This is a genomic window from Collinsella sp. AM16-21 (genome assembly GCF_003471905.1).
Taxonomy (GTDB): domain Bacteria; phylum Actinomycetota; class Coriobacteriia; order Coriobacteriales; family Coriobacteriaceae; genus Collinsella.
Window position 1 is genome coordinate 7,065 of record NZ_QRKJ01000023.1, and the last position, 14,780, is coordinate 21,844.

A 14,780-nucleotide genomic window follows, 5' to 3' on the forward strand; every position below is an offset into this window, starting at 1 on the left:
GCCAGACGAAAAAGCCCAGCGTGACCTTAAGCGCCGCCATGAGGAACCTACCAAGCCTCTTCATCGACGTCACCCCAATCTTCCTTGACCTTGCGGGCGCCCTCGTCGGCGCCCTCCTCCTTCTCTTGCGCGAGCAGCCTCGCCAGCTCGTCGGGCACGCCCGGGACCTCTGCTCTCCCCAGAGCGCGCTGCAGGTCCCTTATCTGCGATTTCAGCGGTTTTGAGGGAGGACCCACGTGCTCGCGGTAGCAGGCGCCGATCGCGGCCGCGTCGCACAGGAAGCCCCGCACCCGGGCGAACGCCTCGTCGCCGTCGAGCAGGACGCGGCGGGCTCGCCCCAGCTCGGCCTCCGAGGCCAGCATGAAGCGCCAGCCACGGGACCTGCGCGCGGCCGGTATCCCGTCCGCGGGCGCGTCGGCGCGCCAGTCGTCGCGCACCTGGTGCCAGTTCGCCGTGAGCCAGAGCCCCTTCTCGGGCTCCTCCCGCATCTCGAGCTCGAACTCCGTGAGCATGTTCGCGCCGGAGAACGGCGACCCCTCCGTGAACGAGAGCGTGTCGAACAGCGTCGTCCTGCCGCCCTCGTACTCTATCCTCACCATCATCTCCGGCCCCTCTCCCTGCGCTGGTCCTGCTGGGCCCGCTGCCGCTCGGCGGCGAGGATGCGCTGTTGCTCGTCCGCTCGGTGGCACTGGCGCGAATTGCCGCTGGCATCGTCGCGCCCTTCACCGTCCCCGTAGCGGGTCTTGAGCGGCATGAGCCCGTTCTCGGCCATGTAGGCGCGGGCGGCCTCGAGGCGACGGTATCCCTCGCCGCCCGCCTGGCCGCGCCGCTCGAGCGTCGCCATCCTGAGCCCGAACTCCTCGATGGACTCGACGTCGAACTTCGCGCACGTCTCGAGCGCCGAGGAGAGCCTGCTCAGCTCCGAGAGGTCGTTGAGCTCGAGGGCTCGCTCGGCGGCCTCGCGGATCCGCGCGGCGCTCGCGTCCGTGGGGCGGTAGGCGCCTTCGCGCTCGAAGCGCCGGCGCAGCATCTCCTTGCCGTAGACGAACCCCAGGCGCTCGCCGGTTACCTTCTTGGACGGTTCCTCCGCCAGGCTGAACACCCAGTCGTCCCGCCGCGCCTTGGCCGAGTTGTCGGCGACGTGCACGCCCAGGGCGTCGAGGATGCCGAAGAACTCCGCCTCGTCGCGCGCCGTGGTCTTGGCGAGCGCGACGCGGGCGCGGATGTCGCCGACCCACGAGTAGCCGCCCGAGCGCATGATCTCCTTCTCGGCCCGGCCCAGGTAGACGCTCCTGCGGCTCCTGGGCCCGCCCGCACCTGCCCGCCCGCGCGCCTTCGACGGAGATTCGGGCGCCCGGTCGTTGGAGAGCCCCGACAGCCCGCGCTCGCGCGCCATGTCCTGCAGGTCTCGGTTGAGGTCCTCGGGGTGCTGGGTCTGCATGCGGTAGCCGGTGCGGAGGTTGGCGTTGTTCACGACGATGTGCGCGTGCGGTATGCCGCGGGCGTTGTCGTCGTGGTAGACGATGGCGATCTCGTGGTCGTCGAAGTGCCTGAGCGCCCACGAGCACGCGAGCTCGCGCAGCGTCGCCAGGTCGATGTCGTCGCCGGGGTCCGGCGAGAGCACGAAGTGCTTGAACGTGCGCGCGGGCTTGCCCCTCCAGGGTGCGTCCGTGCCGAACGCGGCGCGCGTGGCGTCCATCTCGGCGTCCCAGGCGCAGGCCTCCTTGGCGTCTTCCCCCAGCGCGCCGGCGTCGCGCTCGTCGTAGCTCAGGTTGAACAGGTCGCGCGCCAGGGCGCGGCCTCCCTTCTCGAGGTAGCGGCGGATGCCGCCCGTCGAGCCGTGGCCGCTTATCGGCTTCAGGATCGGCATGGCGAGCCCTCCACGAGCGAGTCGGCGCCGATGCGACCGAGCTCCGCCGCCATCTCTCGGGCCGCGGCGTTCACGTCGGCGAGCTCGCGCTCGATCGTCGGGATGCTATCCGCGACGAGGTCGCGGTCGACGTGCCCGTGGCGGGCGTGGAAGTTGATGAGGTTCATCGCGTGCACGGCCTGGTTGTAGTGGTAGCCCCACTTCGTGAGCTCTCGCGACATCGCCCACAGGGCTCTGCGGTCCACGAGTATGCGGTGCTCGTCTCCCGCGTTGGCCTCCGTCGACAGCGGTATGCGAACGAGGTAGCGCAGGTACTCCGACTTGCTGAGGCCGGCACGCTCGCACCGCTCGCAGAGCGCGTCGTAGTCGCCTCCCTCCATGCGGAACGTGACGCGGCGCTCCTTGCCTTTGGCGGCGCCGGCTTCCTCTTCCATGGCGGATTCCTTTCCTCGGGCCCGCCGCGCGGCGGGCGCGTCTCTCTAGGGGTGCGGGGGATCCCCCGCAGGCGGCGGCCCGGCTCGGGCGCCGCCTCTGGGACCGGGCCTCGCGAAAGCGGGCTCCCGAACGGCCCGCGGCATGACGGGTCCGAGGCCGCCCGGTCCCCAAGTGCTATGGACGCCCGACGCGATGTCGGACGCCATAGGCTACTTGCTGGATTTCGGGCCTGAGGCCCTTCTGCGGCGCTTTCGGGCATCGGTGCCCGCATCCGTGTAGGGCGCGGTCATGAGCGCCATCTCCCGCAGCAGCGAGAGGTCGGCCGGGCTCGGGCTCTCGGGCGGGCTCTCCAGGAAGTCGGCGACGAGCCTCGCGGCCTTCGCGATGCGGCCGTCGGGGCCTGCCTGCGTCTTGCCCTCGCTCCTCACGTAGTCGGAGAGCTCGCGCTTGGTGCGCCGCCAGGGCTCCATCGCGGCGTGCATCTCCGCCTGGCGCTCCTTCGGCATGCCCGCGAGCGTGCGCACCGCCTCGGCGCTGAGGTTGCCGCGGTCGGCCTCGGCGGCCCACTCGGGCGAGAGGTCCTCGGCGATGCGGCGGGCAAGCCTCTCCTCGCGCGCGATGGTCTTGCCGGAGACCTTGCGGCCCGTCTGCCGCTCGATGATGGCGGCCTTCACGTCGTCGACGCGCATGCCGGAAAGCGACGGGTCCTCGGAGCGCAGGCGCACGGCGTCGCCCCTGAGCGCCTCGGTCGCTGCGGCGCGCTCGGTCACGGTGAGCGCGCGGGTGAAGTAGTTCGCGGCGTGGAGCAGCGTCACCGCCCGCTCGTCGTCGATGCCCTCTATCACGCGGCAGGGCATCTTCTCGTAGGCGGGGTCGTCCTTGGCGAGCAGCGCGTAGGCGGCCTTGCGCCGGTGCCCGGAGACCATCTGCCACGAGCCGTCGCCGACCTTGCGCACGAGCGGCAGGTCGGTGAGGCCGTCCTCGCGTATGGACTCGGCGAGCTCGGCTATCCCCGTTGGGTCCATGGAGTAGGCGGCGTTCGCCGGGTGGTCGGCGATGTCGGCCACCGCTATCTCGGACACCGGGTAGCGCCCGCGGGTGCGCGACGCGCCGTCGAGAAGCCCCGTGATGGTGAAGCCCGCGGCCACCTGGCTAGGCGAGCTCACGGGACACCTCGTCGGCGAGAGCTTCGTAGTCGCGTGCGGGGCGGCTCCCCGGCTCGAAGGCCGCCACCGGCTTCCATTGCCAGCTGCCCTCGCAGACCTTGCTGCTCGCGTGGATGACCGTCTCGAACTGCTCGCCCGGGAAGAACCCGTCGAGCACGGCCGCGCCCGTGGCCTCGGCGTTGGTCATGCGGCCGGGCACGCAGGTGCGCAGTATCTTCCATCTGGGCGTGGGCATGCGCAGAGCGTCCGCGATGGAGCGCGTCGCCTCCACGGTGAGCGCCGTGCCGCGCATCACGGTGGAGTCGAGCTTCACGGGGATGACGACCATGCCGCCCTCCGTTGCGGCGAGGTAGGCGTTGAAGGCGAGCCTGCGCATCACGGGGCTGCAGTCGATGAGGCAGACGTCGTAGGAGCCCGAGGCGTCGTCGAGGGCGAACTTGAGGCGCTGCTCGCGCAGGAGCATCTCGTTCTGGTCGACGAGGTCGATGGTCGAGGCCACCACGTCGAGGCCCTCCCCGGCGGCGTAAGCGACCTCTTCCACGGGCGCGCCGCCGTAGAGCAGCTCGACCGAGGTGCGGCGCTCGGAGGCGGCGCGGTCGTAGAGGCCGAAGAAGTCGGTGGCAGACGCCTGCGGGTCGAGGTCGACGAGCAGGGTCCGAAGGCCCCTGGCGGCGAAGATGGCCGCCAGGTTGACGGCGGTCGTCGTCTTGCCGACGCCGCCCTTGTAGTTGGAAATGGCTATCGTGCGCATGGGTCGCGTCCTCTCTAGCGTGGGGCGCGCCTCGCCGCATCCGGTCCGGCGCGCCCCGAGTCTCGGAGCGTCGGGACAAAACCGTACGGATTTGTCCGACAAGCGGAGTGTACCACGAAAACGTACGTATATGTACGTTTTCGTGGTACAGGGGCCGGTTTCGGGGGAAAGCCCGGCCCCGGGAGCCCGGGGCCGGGCGCGCCGCCTAGGAGAGCGGCTCCATCTCGCCGAAGCAGTTGATGTGGTGGCGAAGGAGTGCGCGGTTCTCCTTGACGACCATCATCGCCACCTCGTCGAAGCGGACCGGGGTGCCGGCGTAGTCGTCGCCGTTGCCGGCGAGCCACCTCGCCGCCAGCGCCTCGCGCAGCCCGCGCGCCCTGTGGGCCTCGGGGAAGCCGTCCGTCCCGATCCGGACCGTGGCGTCGACGAAGACCAGGGTCCCGTCCTCGTCCACCGCCACGAGGTCGATCCCGCCGATGCCCTCGGGTCCCTGCCAGGCCTCGTCGACGATCTCGTAGCCCTTGCGCTCGAGGAAGGCCTTGACCGCGCCCATCGCCTTTTCCTTCATGTCGTTCATGTCTTGCTCCTTAGACTCTGAGGCCCGCCCCTGTGGCGTGCCTTGCGCCGCGTGAGTCGCATGCAGCGCGGGCGTGCCTGCAAGGGAGGAAGCGAAGTCGGGCATGGAAATAGAAGTCTCCCGACGGCAGTTTTTCGCGTTGTTCGCGCGCGGAGCGCATGGGGCGAAGAACCCGAAAAAGTGTCGCGGCCCTTGCTGGCCGCCTGCCGGCGTGCGACCCTGCGCGTCCAAGGAGCGCCGGGGCGGGTATTCGGATCAAAGGGGCGCAGGCGTGCGGCATGGAATCCGGCGTGGGCGCCGAGACCCTCCGGGCATGGGATGCGGCCCATCGGCGGTTGCTGGGCTCCCGCGGGGATTGACGACGACGTCGTGGCGGGGACGGAGGCGGGTTCCCGAGTCGCGGCGCCGCGGCATGAGTCGGGACGGACGGCTTTCCCGTGCCGCTTGCGGCCGATATGCGCACGGGACCGCGGGCGGCGAGATGGTTCTCCGCATGGAACGGCTACGGTGCTGCGCGACACGTCCGTTGAGAGAAGGAGGCGAGCTGATGTTGAGCCACGAAGAGAAGTTGGAGCGCATCGAGCTCATCGATGCCGTGTGCGATGCCGGGAGGCTGGCGAGGGGCCTGGACCAGCTGCTCGAGTCCCTGGCGCATGCCGACCAGCTGGACCCGCTCGACGTCGAGGGGATTCTGGCCCTGAAGTCGATAAGTGAGAGGTGCGCCGAGCGCATCGGCGACGCCGCGCGAATCTTGGAGGCTCAGAACGAGGTTCTCTACGCCGAGGAATGGGCAAACGCCAAACCTCGCGAAAACGAGAGATGAGGACCCGAACGAAAGCGGCCATCCAAGCCCGATCAGGGCGTCCATCGCCGTCCGCGCTCATATAAAGCCTGGACATCGGCTGTCCTCGCATTCCCAGTGCCGCCGCGTGCCGTCGCGTTATAATGCTGCAAACGCATTTGTATTGCATTTCGAGCGATGGGAGCGCAGATGCCCGACAGCTACAAGGAGCTCATCAAGAGCAATCCCGACGAGACCGAGATCAGAAGCTTCCTGGTGGACGGCGACCAGGTCTCCGTGACCCTGCGCATCCCCGACACCCTGCGCGACGCGGCGAAGGAGGAGGCGGCCCTGCGGGGCATGAGCTTCTCCGCCTTCGTGCGCACCTGCATGATCGAAGAGCTCGCGAAAAAGGGGGCATAGAGGCGTGAAGTCGCTAAGCAACGTCGGCGCGGAGCGCCTGGGAGACGCCCTCGGCGAATCCATCGACGACGGCGCGAAGTTGTCGATAATCAGCTCGTATTTCACCGTGTTCGCCTACGGGGAGCTCAAAGAGGAGCTCTCCAAGGTCGACGAGGTGCGCTTCCTGTTCAGCGAGCCCACCTTCATCAAGCGCATGGCCGACTCGAAGGAGCCGCGCGAGTTCGAGGTAGCCCGCCGCGCGCGCGAGGTCGGCGTCGGCGGCTCGGGGCTCGAGCTCACGCTGCGCAACAACCTAAACCAACGCGCGCTCGCCCGCGAATGCGCCGAGTAGATCCGCGAGAAGGGCGTCTTCAAGTCCGCCAAGACGTCCGGCGCCATTCAGCCGGGCGGCACCTACGTGGTGGAGAACCCATCCGGCGACGACCACGCCTTCATGGGCGCCGCCGCGAACTTCACGCAGGAGGGCCTCGGCTACGAGCGCCGTCCGGGAACCGTGACCTGCGTGAGCCATTTCGAGAACGCGACCGAGGCCGTCGGCCTCAAGATGATGTTCGAGTCGGTCTGGGACAACCCTGCCATGGTCGAGGAGGTCACCGCGCAGGTGGCCGCCCAGGTCGAGACGCTCTACCGCGAGAACCCGCCCGAGTTCATCTATTTCCTGACCCTGTACCACCTGTTCCGCGACTTCATGGAGGACGACGAGGACAACGGCATCCGCCCCGGCCTCAAGTTCGAGGAGTCCGTGGTCTGGAGCAAGCTCTACGACTTCCAGAAGGACGCCGTCGTGGGCGCCATCCGCAAGCTGGAGAAGTACAAGGGCTGCATCATCGCCGACTCGGTGGGCCTGGGCAAGACCTACGAGGCGCTCGCCGTCATGAAGTACTACCAGGAGCGCAACGACCGCATCCTCGTGCTGTGCCCGAAGCGCCTGCGGGACAACTGGACCCTGTGGACGCAGGACAACGACGACCGCAACCCGCTGGCCGACGACCGCTTCAGCTACACGGTGCTCAACCACACCGACCTGTCGCGCTACCACGGCATGAGCGGCGAGGTGGACCTCGAGCACCTGCGCTGGGGCCACTTCGACCTCCTCGTCATCGACGAGAGCCACAACTTCAGGAACAAGAGCACCGACGCGGACAAGACCGACCGCTACACGCGCCTCATCGAGGACGTCATCAAGTCGGGCCAGCGCACGAAGGTGCTCATGCTCTCTGCCACCCCGGTGAACAACCGCCTGCTCGACCTGCGAAACCAGATCGAGCTCATCACCGAGGGAGACGACGCGTACCTCGCCGATACCGATGGCATCCCGTCGATCACCCACGTGACGCGCGTCGCCCAGCAGAGGTTCAACGAGTGGAGCAAGCTCTCCGACTCCGAGCGCACGACCGAGAGCTTCGTGAACGCGGTGAACGCCGACTACTTCAAGCTGCTCGACGTGCTGACCATCGCGCGCAGCCGCAAGCACATCACGAAGTACTACGGCGCCGCGAGCGGTACCTTCCCGGCGCGCCGGCCGCCCCTGTCGTTTCAGACGCCCATTGACCTAGAAGGCGAGCTGCCGCCGATTGCCGTGCTCAACGACATGATCGCCCAGCTCACGTTCGCCCAGTACCAGGTGCTCTCCTACGTGCGCGCCGACCAGCGCCGCAAGTACGAGGACCGCTACGGGGACACGTGGGGCAAGGACTTCGAGAGCCAGGTCCACCGCACGACGGCGGTGGCCAACCTCATGCGCGTCAACGTCCTCAAGCGCATGGAGTCCTCCGTGAACAGCTTCCGCATCACGCTGCGACGAATCCTCGACGGCTGCGTCGACCTGCGCGCGAGGCTCGACGCCGACGCGTCGGGGGTCGCCTACGGCACCGAGGGCCTCGAGGACGGGTTCGACGACGACGATGCCGAGGAGTTCGAGGCCGGCGGCAAGGTGCGAGTCGACCTGCGAGACGTCGACGCCCTGCGCCTGGGCCAGGACCTCGACTTCGACATCCAGGTGCTCCGGGCCCTGCTAACCTATGCCGACGCGGTGACGCCCGAGCGCGACGCCAAGCTCGTGAAGCTGCGCGACTTCACCGCGGGCAAGGTCAGCGAGCCGTACAACCCCGGCAACCGCAAGGTGCTGGTGTTCAGCGCGTTCGCCGACACGACGGCGTACCTTTTGAGCAGCTGGCGCCCTGGCTGAAGCGCGAGCTCGGAATCGAGTGCGCCGAGGTGGCGGGCAGCTCCAACCGGACCTACTCGCTGAAGCTTCCCAGGACCACCTTCGAGAACATCCTCGCGAGGTTCTCTCCCGTCTCAAAGGAGCTGCCGGAGAGCCAGCGGGAGCTCGGCGAGATCGACGTCGTCTTCGCGACGGACTGCATCTCCGAGGGCCAGAACCTGCAGGACTGCGACTGCCTGGTGAACTACGACATCCACTGGAACCCCGTGCGTATCATCCAGCGCTTCGGCCGCATCGACCGCCTGGGATCGAAGAACTCCCAGATCCAGCTGGTCAACTTCTGGCCGGACATCGCGCTCGACGAGTACATCCAGCTCGAGGGCCGCGTGAAGGGGCGCATGGCGCTGCTCGACGCGTCGGCAACCGGCGAGGAGAACGTGCTGGAGGCCAAGGGCAATGGAGAGATGAACGACCTCAAGTACCGTCGCCGGCAGCTCCAGCAGCTCAAGAGCGAGGTGCTCGACCTCGAGGACATCTCGGGCGGCATCTCGATCACGGATTTCGCCTTCGACGACTTCCGCGTGGAGCTCCAGCGCTACGCCAAGGAGCATCCCGGCGCGTTGGAGAACTCGCCGGCGGGACTGCACGCCGTGGCCCCCATCCCCGACGAGCTTCGCAGCGACGTGAAGCCAGGCGTGGTCTTCTGCCTCAAGCAGAACGACGAGGGCAACGATCCCAGGGACACGAACCCTGTCTTCCCGTACTACGTGGTGTACGTGTCGGCCGACGGCGAGGTCATGACGAAGCACACCCAGCCCAAGCCGGCGCTCGACATCATGCGCGCCGTCTGCTCTGGGCATCCCGAGCCCATCGCTAAGCTGTGCCGCGAGTTCAACCGCGAGACCCGCGACGGGACGAGGATGGACGCCTACACCGACCTGCTTGACGATGTCGTTGCGGCCATCACCGGAACGCAGCAGGACAAAGGCATCGAGAGCCTGTTCAGCCTGGGAGAGGTCGGCAGCGGCACCGTCATGGGCTTCAACGACTACTCGTTGGTATGTTTCGCGGTGCTGCGATGAGCGGCATCGACTGGAACGGAATCCTGCGCCTGCCCGAAGCGGCGCTCGCGGGATGCCGCCGCATTCCCAAGACGGTGCTCGTCAAGCAGGCCATGCTCACCAAGACCGAGCAGAAGAGGCTCGACAAGGTCGCGCGCCTCGAGCACTTCGCCACGGTCCAGAAGTCCACGACGCGCATCCCGCCGTACGAGGACGACGAGCGCAACGTGCAGAGCGTCGTCTTCCTCCGTTGCGAGATGACAGCCGGGACCATGGCGGTGGCCGAGGTGGCGGAGCTCGTGCACAAGTGCTTCCCGAACCCGACGGTGCTCCTGGTCGAGGCGGGCGGCTGCGCGTGCATATCGGTCGCCCTCACGCGGAGGAGCCAGGCCGAGCAGGGCGCGACGGTCGTCGACCGAGTCGAGTCGACGGGCGCGTTCGATCCTGGCCGTTCAGAATACGCGGACTTCCTAGGCGCGCTGGCATTCGGGCGGCTCTCGCAGGGCGACCTCTGGGAGTACCTGGTCGACCTGTCGCGCACCGTAGCGCTGTCCCGCGCGATTGGCGGCCTGGGGTTCTACCCCGTATGCCCCGCTCGAGACCGGGAAAAGCTGATCGCCCTCACGTCGCGCTACGATGAGATGGGAGCCTCCGTCAAGCGGCTGAAGGAGCAGCGGCGGTCGAAGGACATAACGCTCAACGAGTCCGCGAAGCTGAGGATGGAAATGAAGGAAGAGGAGCGACGCCTGAGGGCGGTCGCCGATGAGATAAAGGAGATCTGCAATGGCCGTTCTAGATGAGTATATTTTGCGAGCGGCGCGCCTTTTGAGTGATGCTGCAGATGAGGATGTTGATGCGCTCTGCCGTGAAATCATGCAGGTCTTCGACCTCGACTACACTAACCCCGAGGCTTTAAAATATATCAATTCCTCAAGCTCATTTCGCTACTCGAAAAGCGACCTAGGGATGATTCTCCAGAAGCTGCGCCTAAAGCGGGAAGACTCAGACGACAAAGCGTTCGGTGCCGCATTCTGCGCAACTATAACGCAGCATATCAGGAGACTGGAGCAAGCTCTTGAAGAGGGCGTGAAAGACGACGAGCTCAAAGCCGTATACGACTCAATCGACTACGTCTACGCAAACGCGAGGGGCTACGACTCCTACACGGACGGACTAGCCTCCTATTCCTATGGGTCTTCCAATCGCAATGATTTCAACGATGAACAGACGCAACTACGTATCGACAAACTGAAGCATTTCCGTGATGAGGAGCTCCGTAAGCTGAAAATCGCCGAAGCGCAGGGCGCTAGCGTCAGCCTCACGGCATCCGCCACGAGCAACGTACAGGTCACGTTAGAGGCAACCTTTGAACAGATTGACAAATTGCCAGAGACAACGCTTTCCGATGACGAGAAGACGCTGCTCAAAGGGATGATGGGCGATCTCAACACAAAAGATAAAAGCAAACGGGGCAGCAAGCTTGACAAACTCCTGAGCTGGCTTGCCGGCAAGGGCACCGACGTTTTTATTGCCGCCATGCCCTACATAGTTCAACTAATCAAATCTCAACTTTCCTAGGAGGAGACCTCATGGGCGAGATAGAAAAGATGACTCTTGAATCGGAGAGTCTTATTGACGACCGCCTGAATAAGCTCAAGGAGCTGATGCCCGAAGTGTTCTCCGAGAGCGGAATCGACTTCGACAAACTGCGGCTGGAGCTTGGCGACGAGGTAGACGAGGGCCTGGAGCGCTATGCGTTCACGTGGCCCGGCAAGGCCGATGCCATCCGCCAGTCGCAGATGTCCAGCACTGCTACTTTGCGTCCCCGTATCGAGAAAAGCCGCAGCCGCGATGGAGAGGATGGGTCCTTCGACTCGGACAACATTTATATCGAAGGCGACAATCTCGAGGTGCTGAAGCTCCTACAGCGCGGCTACCACGGCAAGGTCAAGATGATCTACATCGACCCACCCTACAACACGGGTCACGACTTTGTCTACAAGGACAATTTCGGCAACTCTGTCGATAACTATAAGGAGCAGGCGGGACTCGCCGGCCAGTCCAACGCCGACACAAGTGGCCGCTACCATAGCGACTGGTGCTCGATGATGTACCCTAGGTTGAGACTGGCTCGAGAGCTCCTAACCGACGATGGCGTCATTTTCATTTCGATTGACGATAACGAAGACCGCAATTTGCGCATCCTCTGTGACGAGGTGTTCGGAGAGGCAAATTTCGTTTCTCAGCTAATCTGGGAACGAGCTTACTCGCCCAAGAATGACGCCAAATACGTTTCAAATAGCCATGATTATGTTCTCGTATACGCCAAATCCATTGAGCGCTTTGTGATTGGACGCCTGCCGAGAACAGACGAGGCAAACGCCCGCTACAAGAATCCAGACAACGACCCTCGAGGCGTTTGGAAGCCAAGCGACCTCAGTGTAAAGACTTACAGCCCAGATTCCGACTATCCAATCACAACGCCCTCGGGGCGTGTTGTAGAGCCTCCAGCAGGACGCTGCTGGAGGCTCTCGCGAAACGCGTTTCGCGAGAGACTCCAGGATAACCGCATTTGGTTTGGCCCAAACGGCGACAGCGTCCCTTGCATCAAGCGTTTCCTAACAGAGCTCAAATATGATGGAATGGCTCCAACTTCAATCATGTTTTACAAAGAAGTGGGTCACAGCCAGGAAGGCGCCAAGGAGCTCGTATCTCTATTTGACGGAAAGGGCTATTTCGATGGACCGAAACCGACGAAACTACTTCAGCGCCTGATAACCCTTGCGAATCTGCTAATGTGCGATAAAGAAGTAATAGAAGTGTAAAAAATTTTGCCGTTCCTATCCGGCACTTAGGGCTGTGTCGGATAGGTCAGGCGTTAGGCTTCCGGCAAGTCTATCTTGCCGACAAAGCTGTAATAAATCTCAATGTCCTGCCTGCGGGTGCCGTTCTCGTCATAGCTGCACTCATGCACGACGATTTTCTCAATCATTTCCCGCAAGAGGGTGGGGGTCAATTCTTCAAAAGCAAGGTGCTTTCTCACAATCCCCATGAATTTCTCGGCGTTGACGGTGGCGGCCTGCGACTTGGAAAGTTCCTCCTGCAAAGCGGCAGCCCGGTCTTTCAGTTCCCGCTGCTCCTGCTCATAGTCCGCCGACAGCTCCATGAAACGCTCGTCGCTGATTTTGCCGCTTACATTGTCCTCATACAGCCGCTTGATAATGCGGTTCACTTCGGCAATGCGTGTCTGGGCCTGTTCAAGCTGCTTCGTGGCTGCGGCGGTCTTTCTCTTGCCGCCGATTTCGTTCTGCTGGATGAGCAGCTTTACAAAGCGGCTCTCATGCCTGGCGGCGTATTCCGTCACTTGCCGGAGATTGGAAAGCACGCCCGCCGTCAAAAGGTCGGTGCGGATAAAGTGTGCCGTACAGTCACGGGTACGCTTCTTGTAGCTGCCGCAGATATAACAGTCCTGCTTGCGGTTCTATTCGTCTGTTCCTGGTTCAAAATAGTTTCTCCTCTCTGATACTGATTTTATCAATGATATTTCGCAATAGCCAGCAATGAACGCTTGCATTGCGCAAGACGTTACATTATCTTCTGAAACATATAGCGCACCTTGTCCAGGCGGCTGTTTGGACGGCGGGGCTGGATGACTGGCTTGCCGACAGCGGCCTGATACCCTTTCAGTTCTGTAAGGCATACGCTCTGCCCGTTGGTGTAAAAGGCCAGATCAGTACGGTATGCCTGTATACAGCGGGCGGGAATCTCGCCAGTAAAGACAACTTCATCCTTTTTTACCTGGACCGTTTCGATGGTGGCACAGTATTTCGGTGCATCATGATAAGCCCTGGAAAGATATTCCCGGGGCGCATAGAGGGTGAAGGAGAGATAAGGTTCCAGCAGTTGCGTCCCTGATTCCTTCAATGCCTGTTCCAATACAATCGGGGCCAATGAGCGGAAGTCCGCCGGCGTGCTGACCGGACTGTAATAAAGCCCGTATTCAAAGCAAATCTTACAGTCCGTTACGTTCCAGCCGAACAAGCCCTGCTCCAGCCCGTAACGGATACCATCCCTGACAGCGTTTTGAAAACTCTGGTTCAAGTATCCCAGCGAAACCCGGCTCTCGTATTGTACACCGGAGCCAAGCGGGAGTGGTGTAACAGACAGTCCGATGGATGCCCAAAACGGGTTGGGCGGCACCTCGATATGGATGGTGTGGCTGGCTGCTTTGAGCGGCCGCTCCATATAAATGACGGTGGGTTCCTTTACCACTGTTTCAAGCTTGTATTTTTCCGACAGCAAAGCGGAAACAACCTCCAACTGCACCCGGCCCAAAAAAGAAAGAATGATCTCATGGGTGATGGAATCCACCTCGCAGCGCAAAAGCGGGTCAGTATCCGCAAGTTGCGTAAGAGCGTCCAGCAGCCGTTCTCTTTGCGCTGCCGTTTTCGGCGCAATCGACGTCCGCAGCATGGGGAGGGGGTCCTCACGCCACCTTTTACGAGGGAGCCGGGTTGGGTCCCCTAATACATCGTTTAACCTCACGCTGTCGCTGGGAAGGATAACAATTTCACCCGGATAAGCGGTGTCTGTCCGAACAATTTCCCCTTTGGATGGAATACGCATCTCTGTGATTTTCAGCTTTTCTCTCCCGGCCAGGGCCACCGTATCCCGCAGGCGCAGCGTTCCGCTGTATAGCCGTAGATAGACACGCCGCTGGCCGCAATCTGTATACTCCACCTTGAAAACGCTGCCGCATAGGGCGGCGCTCCCCTGTTCCCCAATCGGTTGGAACAGCCCTGTCACCGCATCCATCAACGGTTGAATGCCAAGGCCCTTTTTGGCGCTGCCATAATAGACCGGGAACAGGGAGGCGTCTTGAACCCGCCGCTGTTCCTCCCGCACAAGTTTTTCCCGGCTGATTGGTTCTCCTGCGATATACTTTTCCAATAATTTATCGTTATTTTCGATGACCGCATCCCATGCTTCTATGTCGGTATTTTCCTCCAGGACTATTTCCGGGGACAGCGACACCGTCTGCTTGATGATAATATCGGCGGAGAGCTTATCCCGAACAGACTGAACCACGCTCTGCAAATCAACGCCAGCCTGGTCGATCTTGTTGATAAAGATAACGGTGGGAATGTTCATTTTCCACAGGGCATGGAACAGAATACGGGTCTGGGCCTGCACGCCATCTTTAGCGGAGATCACCAAGATGGCCCCATCTAAAACAGCCAAAGAGCGGTACACCTCCGCCAAAAAATCCATGTGGCCGGGCGTATCCACAATGTTGACTTTACATCTGTGCCACTGGAAGGAAGTGACTGCCGCTTGAATGGTAATCCCACGCTGCCGCTCCAAAAACATGGTGTCCGTCCTCGTTGTCCCTTTTTCGACGCTCCCCGGTTCTGAAATGGCTCCGCTGGCATATAGCAGGCTCTCCGTCAAGGTCGTCTTTCCAGCGTCTACATGGGCAAGAATTCCAATATTGATTATTTTCGGCTTATAGGACAAAATGTGTGTCCCGATAGAACATCCGTTTCCAT

At 63.0% G+C, this 14,780-nt stretch carries 15 protein-coding genes and 1 pseudogene; 8 read left to right on the forward strand and 8 right to left on the reverse strand.

The features are described 5' to 3' along the window. Positions 1-47: 47 nt before the first annotated feature. The 6 genes from DW180_RS09705 to DW180_RS09730 all read right to left on the reverse strand — a co-directional run bounded on the left by DW180_RS09705 (position 48) and on the right by DW180_RS09730 (position 4,799). Positions 48-602: a hypothetical protein gene (locus tag DW180_RS09705; RefSeq protein WP_073293304.1), complete on the reverse strand. Its 555-nt coding sequence runs from the start codon at positions 600-602 to the stop codon at positions 48-50. Continuing rightward, positions 599-1,870 carry a relaxase/mobilization nuclease domain-containing protein gene (locus DW180_RS09710; RefSeq protein WP_096227023.1) on the reverse strand — a complete coding sequence of 424 codons (1,272 nt, stop codon included), beginning with the start codon at positions 1,868-1,870 and terminating at the stop codon, positions 599-601. Before DW180_RS09710 ends, DW180_RS09705 begins: the two co-directional genes overlap by 4 nt. Then, positions 1,858-2,304, reverse strand: a complete 447-nt coding sequence (locus tag DW180_RS09715) for a CopG family transcriptional regulator (RefSeq protein WP_015540324.1) — start codon at positions 2,302-2,304, stop codon at positions 1,858-1,860. The genes DW180_RS09710 and DW180_RS09715 overlap by 13 nt, the downstream gene beginning before the upstream one ends. Before the next feature lie 210 nt (positions 2,305-2,514). Beyond that, positions 2,515-3,471 (reverse strand): ParB/RepB/Spo0J family partition protein, encoded by a 957-nt coding sequence (locus tag DW180_RS09720; RefSeq protein ID WP_096227022.1) that lies wholly within the window; start codon positions 3,469-3,471, stop codon positions 2,515-2,517. After that, a complete protein-coding gene (locus DW180_RS09725; RefSeq protein WP_033499416.1) occupies positions 3,458-4,222 on the reverse strand; it encodes a ParA family protein in 765 nt (254 codons plus the stop codon). Before DW180_RS09725 ends, DW180_RS09720 begins: the two co-directional genes overlap by 14 nt. Positions 4,223-4,427: 205 nt before the next feature. Beyond that, positions 4,428-4,799: a YraN family protein gene (locus DW180_RS09730; RefSeq protein WP_118238494.1), complete on the reverse strand. Its 372-nt coding sequence runs from the start codon at positions 4,797-4,799 to the stop codon at positions 4,428-4,430. Between the two features lie 547 nt (positions 4,800-5,346). Between DW180_RS09730 and DW180_RS09735 the strand changes: the two genes are divergently transcribed. The 8 genes from DW180_RS09735 to DW180_RS09760 all read left to right on the forward strand — a co-directional run bounded on the left by DW180_RS09735 (position 5,347) and on the right by DW180_RS09760 (position 12,056). Then, positions 5,347-5,622, forward strand: a complete 276-nt coding sequence (locus DW180_RS09735; RefSeq protein WP_052118776.1) for a hypothetical protein — start codon at positions 5,347-5,349, stop codon at positions 5,620-5,622. A gap of 168 nt (positions 5,623-5,790) precedes the next feature. Next, entirely contained in the window at positions 5,791-6,003 is a 213-nt protein-coding gene (locus DW180_RS09740) for a YlcI/YnfO family protein (protein WP_227561562.1), read from the forward strand. Between the two features lie 4 nt (positions 6,004-6,007). Then, positions 6,008-6,334, forward strand: a complete 327-nt coding sequence (locus tag DW180_RS10400) for a hypothetical protein (RefSeq protein WP_199569976.1) — start codon at positions 6,008-6,010, stop codon at positions 6,332-6,334. Positions 6,335-6,400: 66 nt separating this feature from the next. Beyond that, complete coding sequence (locus DW180_RS10405) at positions 6,401-8,191, forward strand: SNF2-related protein (RefSeq protein ID WP_233545245.1); 1,791 nt, start codon at positions 6,401-6,403, stop codon at positions 8,189-8,191. A 29-nt stretch (positions 8,192-8,220) separates the two neighbouring features. Further along, positions 8,221-9,252 (forward strand): helicase-related protein, encoded by a 1,032-nt coding sequence (locus DW180_RS10410; RefSeq protein ID WP_199569979.1) that lies wholly within the window; start codon positions 8,221-8,223, stop codon positions 9,250-9,252. Next, positions 9,249-10,031, forward strand: coding sequence for a DUF4391 domain-containing protein (locus DW180_RS09750; protein ID WP_033499419.1), 783 nt, complete (start codon positions 9,249-9,251; stop codon positions 10,029-10,031). The genes DW180_RS10410 and DW180_RS09750 overlap by 4 nt, the downstream gene beginning before the upstream one ends. After that, positions 10,015-10,809, forward strand: a complete 795-nt coding sequence (locus DW180_RS09755) for a hypothetical protein (RefSeq protein WP_033499420.1) — start codon at positions 10,015-10,017, stop codon at positions 10,807-10,809. The genes DW180_RS09750 and DW180_RS09755 overlap by 17 nt, the downstream gene beginning before the upstream one ends. An 11-nt stretch (positions 10,810-10,820) precedes the next feature. Beyond that, positions 10,821-12,056, forward strand: a complete 1,236-nt coding sequence (locus DW180_RS09760) for a site-specific DNA-methyltransferase (protein ID WP_197702168.1) — start codon at positions 10,821-10,823, stop codon at positions 12,054-12,056. Positions 12,057-12,109: 53 nt separating this feature from the next. Here the strand turns inward: DW180_RS09760 and DW180_RS09765 are convergent. Next, positions 12,110-12,709 (reverse strand): annotated as a pseudogene (locus DW180_RS09765) (DUF4368 domain-containing protein); the annotation flags it as partial. A gap of 107 nt (positions 12,710-12,816) precedes the next feature. After that, a complete protein-coding gene (gene tet(W), locus DW180_RS09770) occupies positions 12,817-14,751 on the reverse strand; it encodes a tetracycline resistance ribosomal protection protein Tet(W) (protein ID WP_369831530.1) in 1,935 nt (644 codons plus the stop codon). Positions 14,752-14,780: the final 29 nt, after the last annotated feature.

Coding starts and splice junctions, on each gene's coding strand:
- DW180_RS09725 (WP_033499416.1), bottom strand. CDS start 4,222: ATGCGCACGATAGCCATTTCCAACTACAAGGGCGGCGTCGGCAAGACG.
- DW180_RS09710 (WP_096227023.1), bottom strand. CDS start 1,870: ATGCCGATCCTGAAGCCGATAAGCGGCCACGGCTCGACGGGCGGCATC.
- DW180_RS09760 (WP_197702168.1), top strand. CDS start 10,821: ATGGGCGAGATAGAAAAGATGACTCTTGAATCGGAGAGTCTTATTGAC.
- DW180_RS09715 (WP_015540324.1), bottom strand. CDS start 2,304: ATGGAAGAGGAAGCCGGCGCCGCCAAAGGCAAGGAGCGCCGCGTCACG.
- DW180_RS09735 (WP_052118776.1), top strand. CDS start 5,347: ATGTTGAGCCACGAAGAGAAGTTGGAGCGCATCGAGCTCATCGATGCC.
- DW180_RS09730 (WP_118238494.1), bottom strand. CDS start 4,799: ATGAACGACATGAAGGAAAAGGCGATGGGCGCGGTCAAGGCCTTCCTC.
- DW180_RS09750 (WP_033499419.1), top strand. CDS start 9,249: ATGAGCGGCATCGACTGGAACGGAATCCTGCGCCTGCCCGAAGCGGCG.
- DW180_RS09705 (WP_073293304.1), bottom strand. CDS start 602: ATGATGGTGAGGATAGAGTACGAGGGCGGCAGGACGACGCTGTTCGAC.
- DW180_RS09740 (WP_227561562.1), top strand. CDS start 5,791: ATGCCCGACAGCTACAAGGAGCTCATCAAGAGCAATCCCGACGAGACC.
- DW180_RS09755 (WP_033499420.1), top strand. CDS start 10,015: ATGGCCGTTCTAGATGAGTATATTTTGCGAGCGGCGCGCCTTTTGAGT.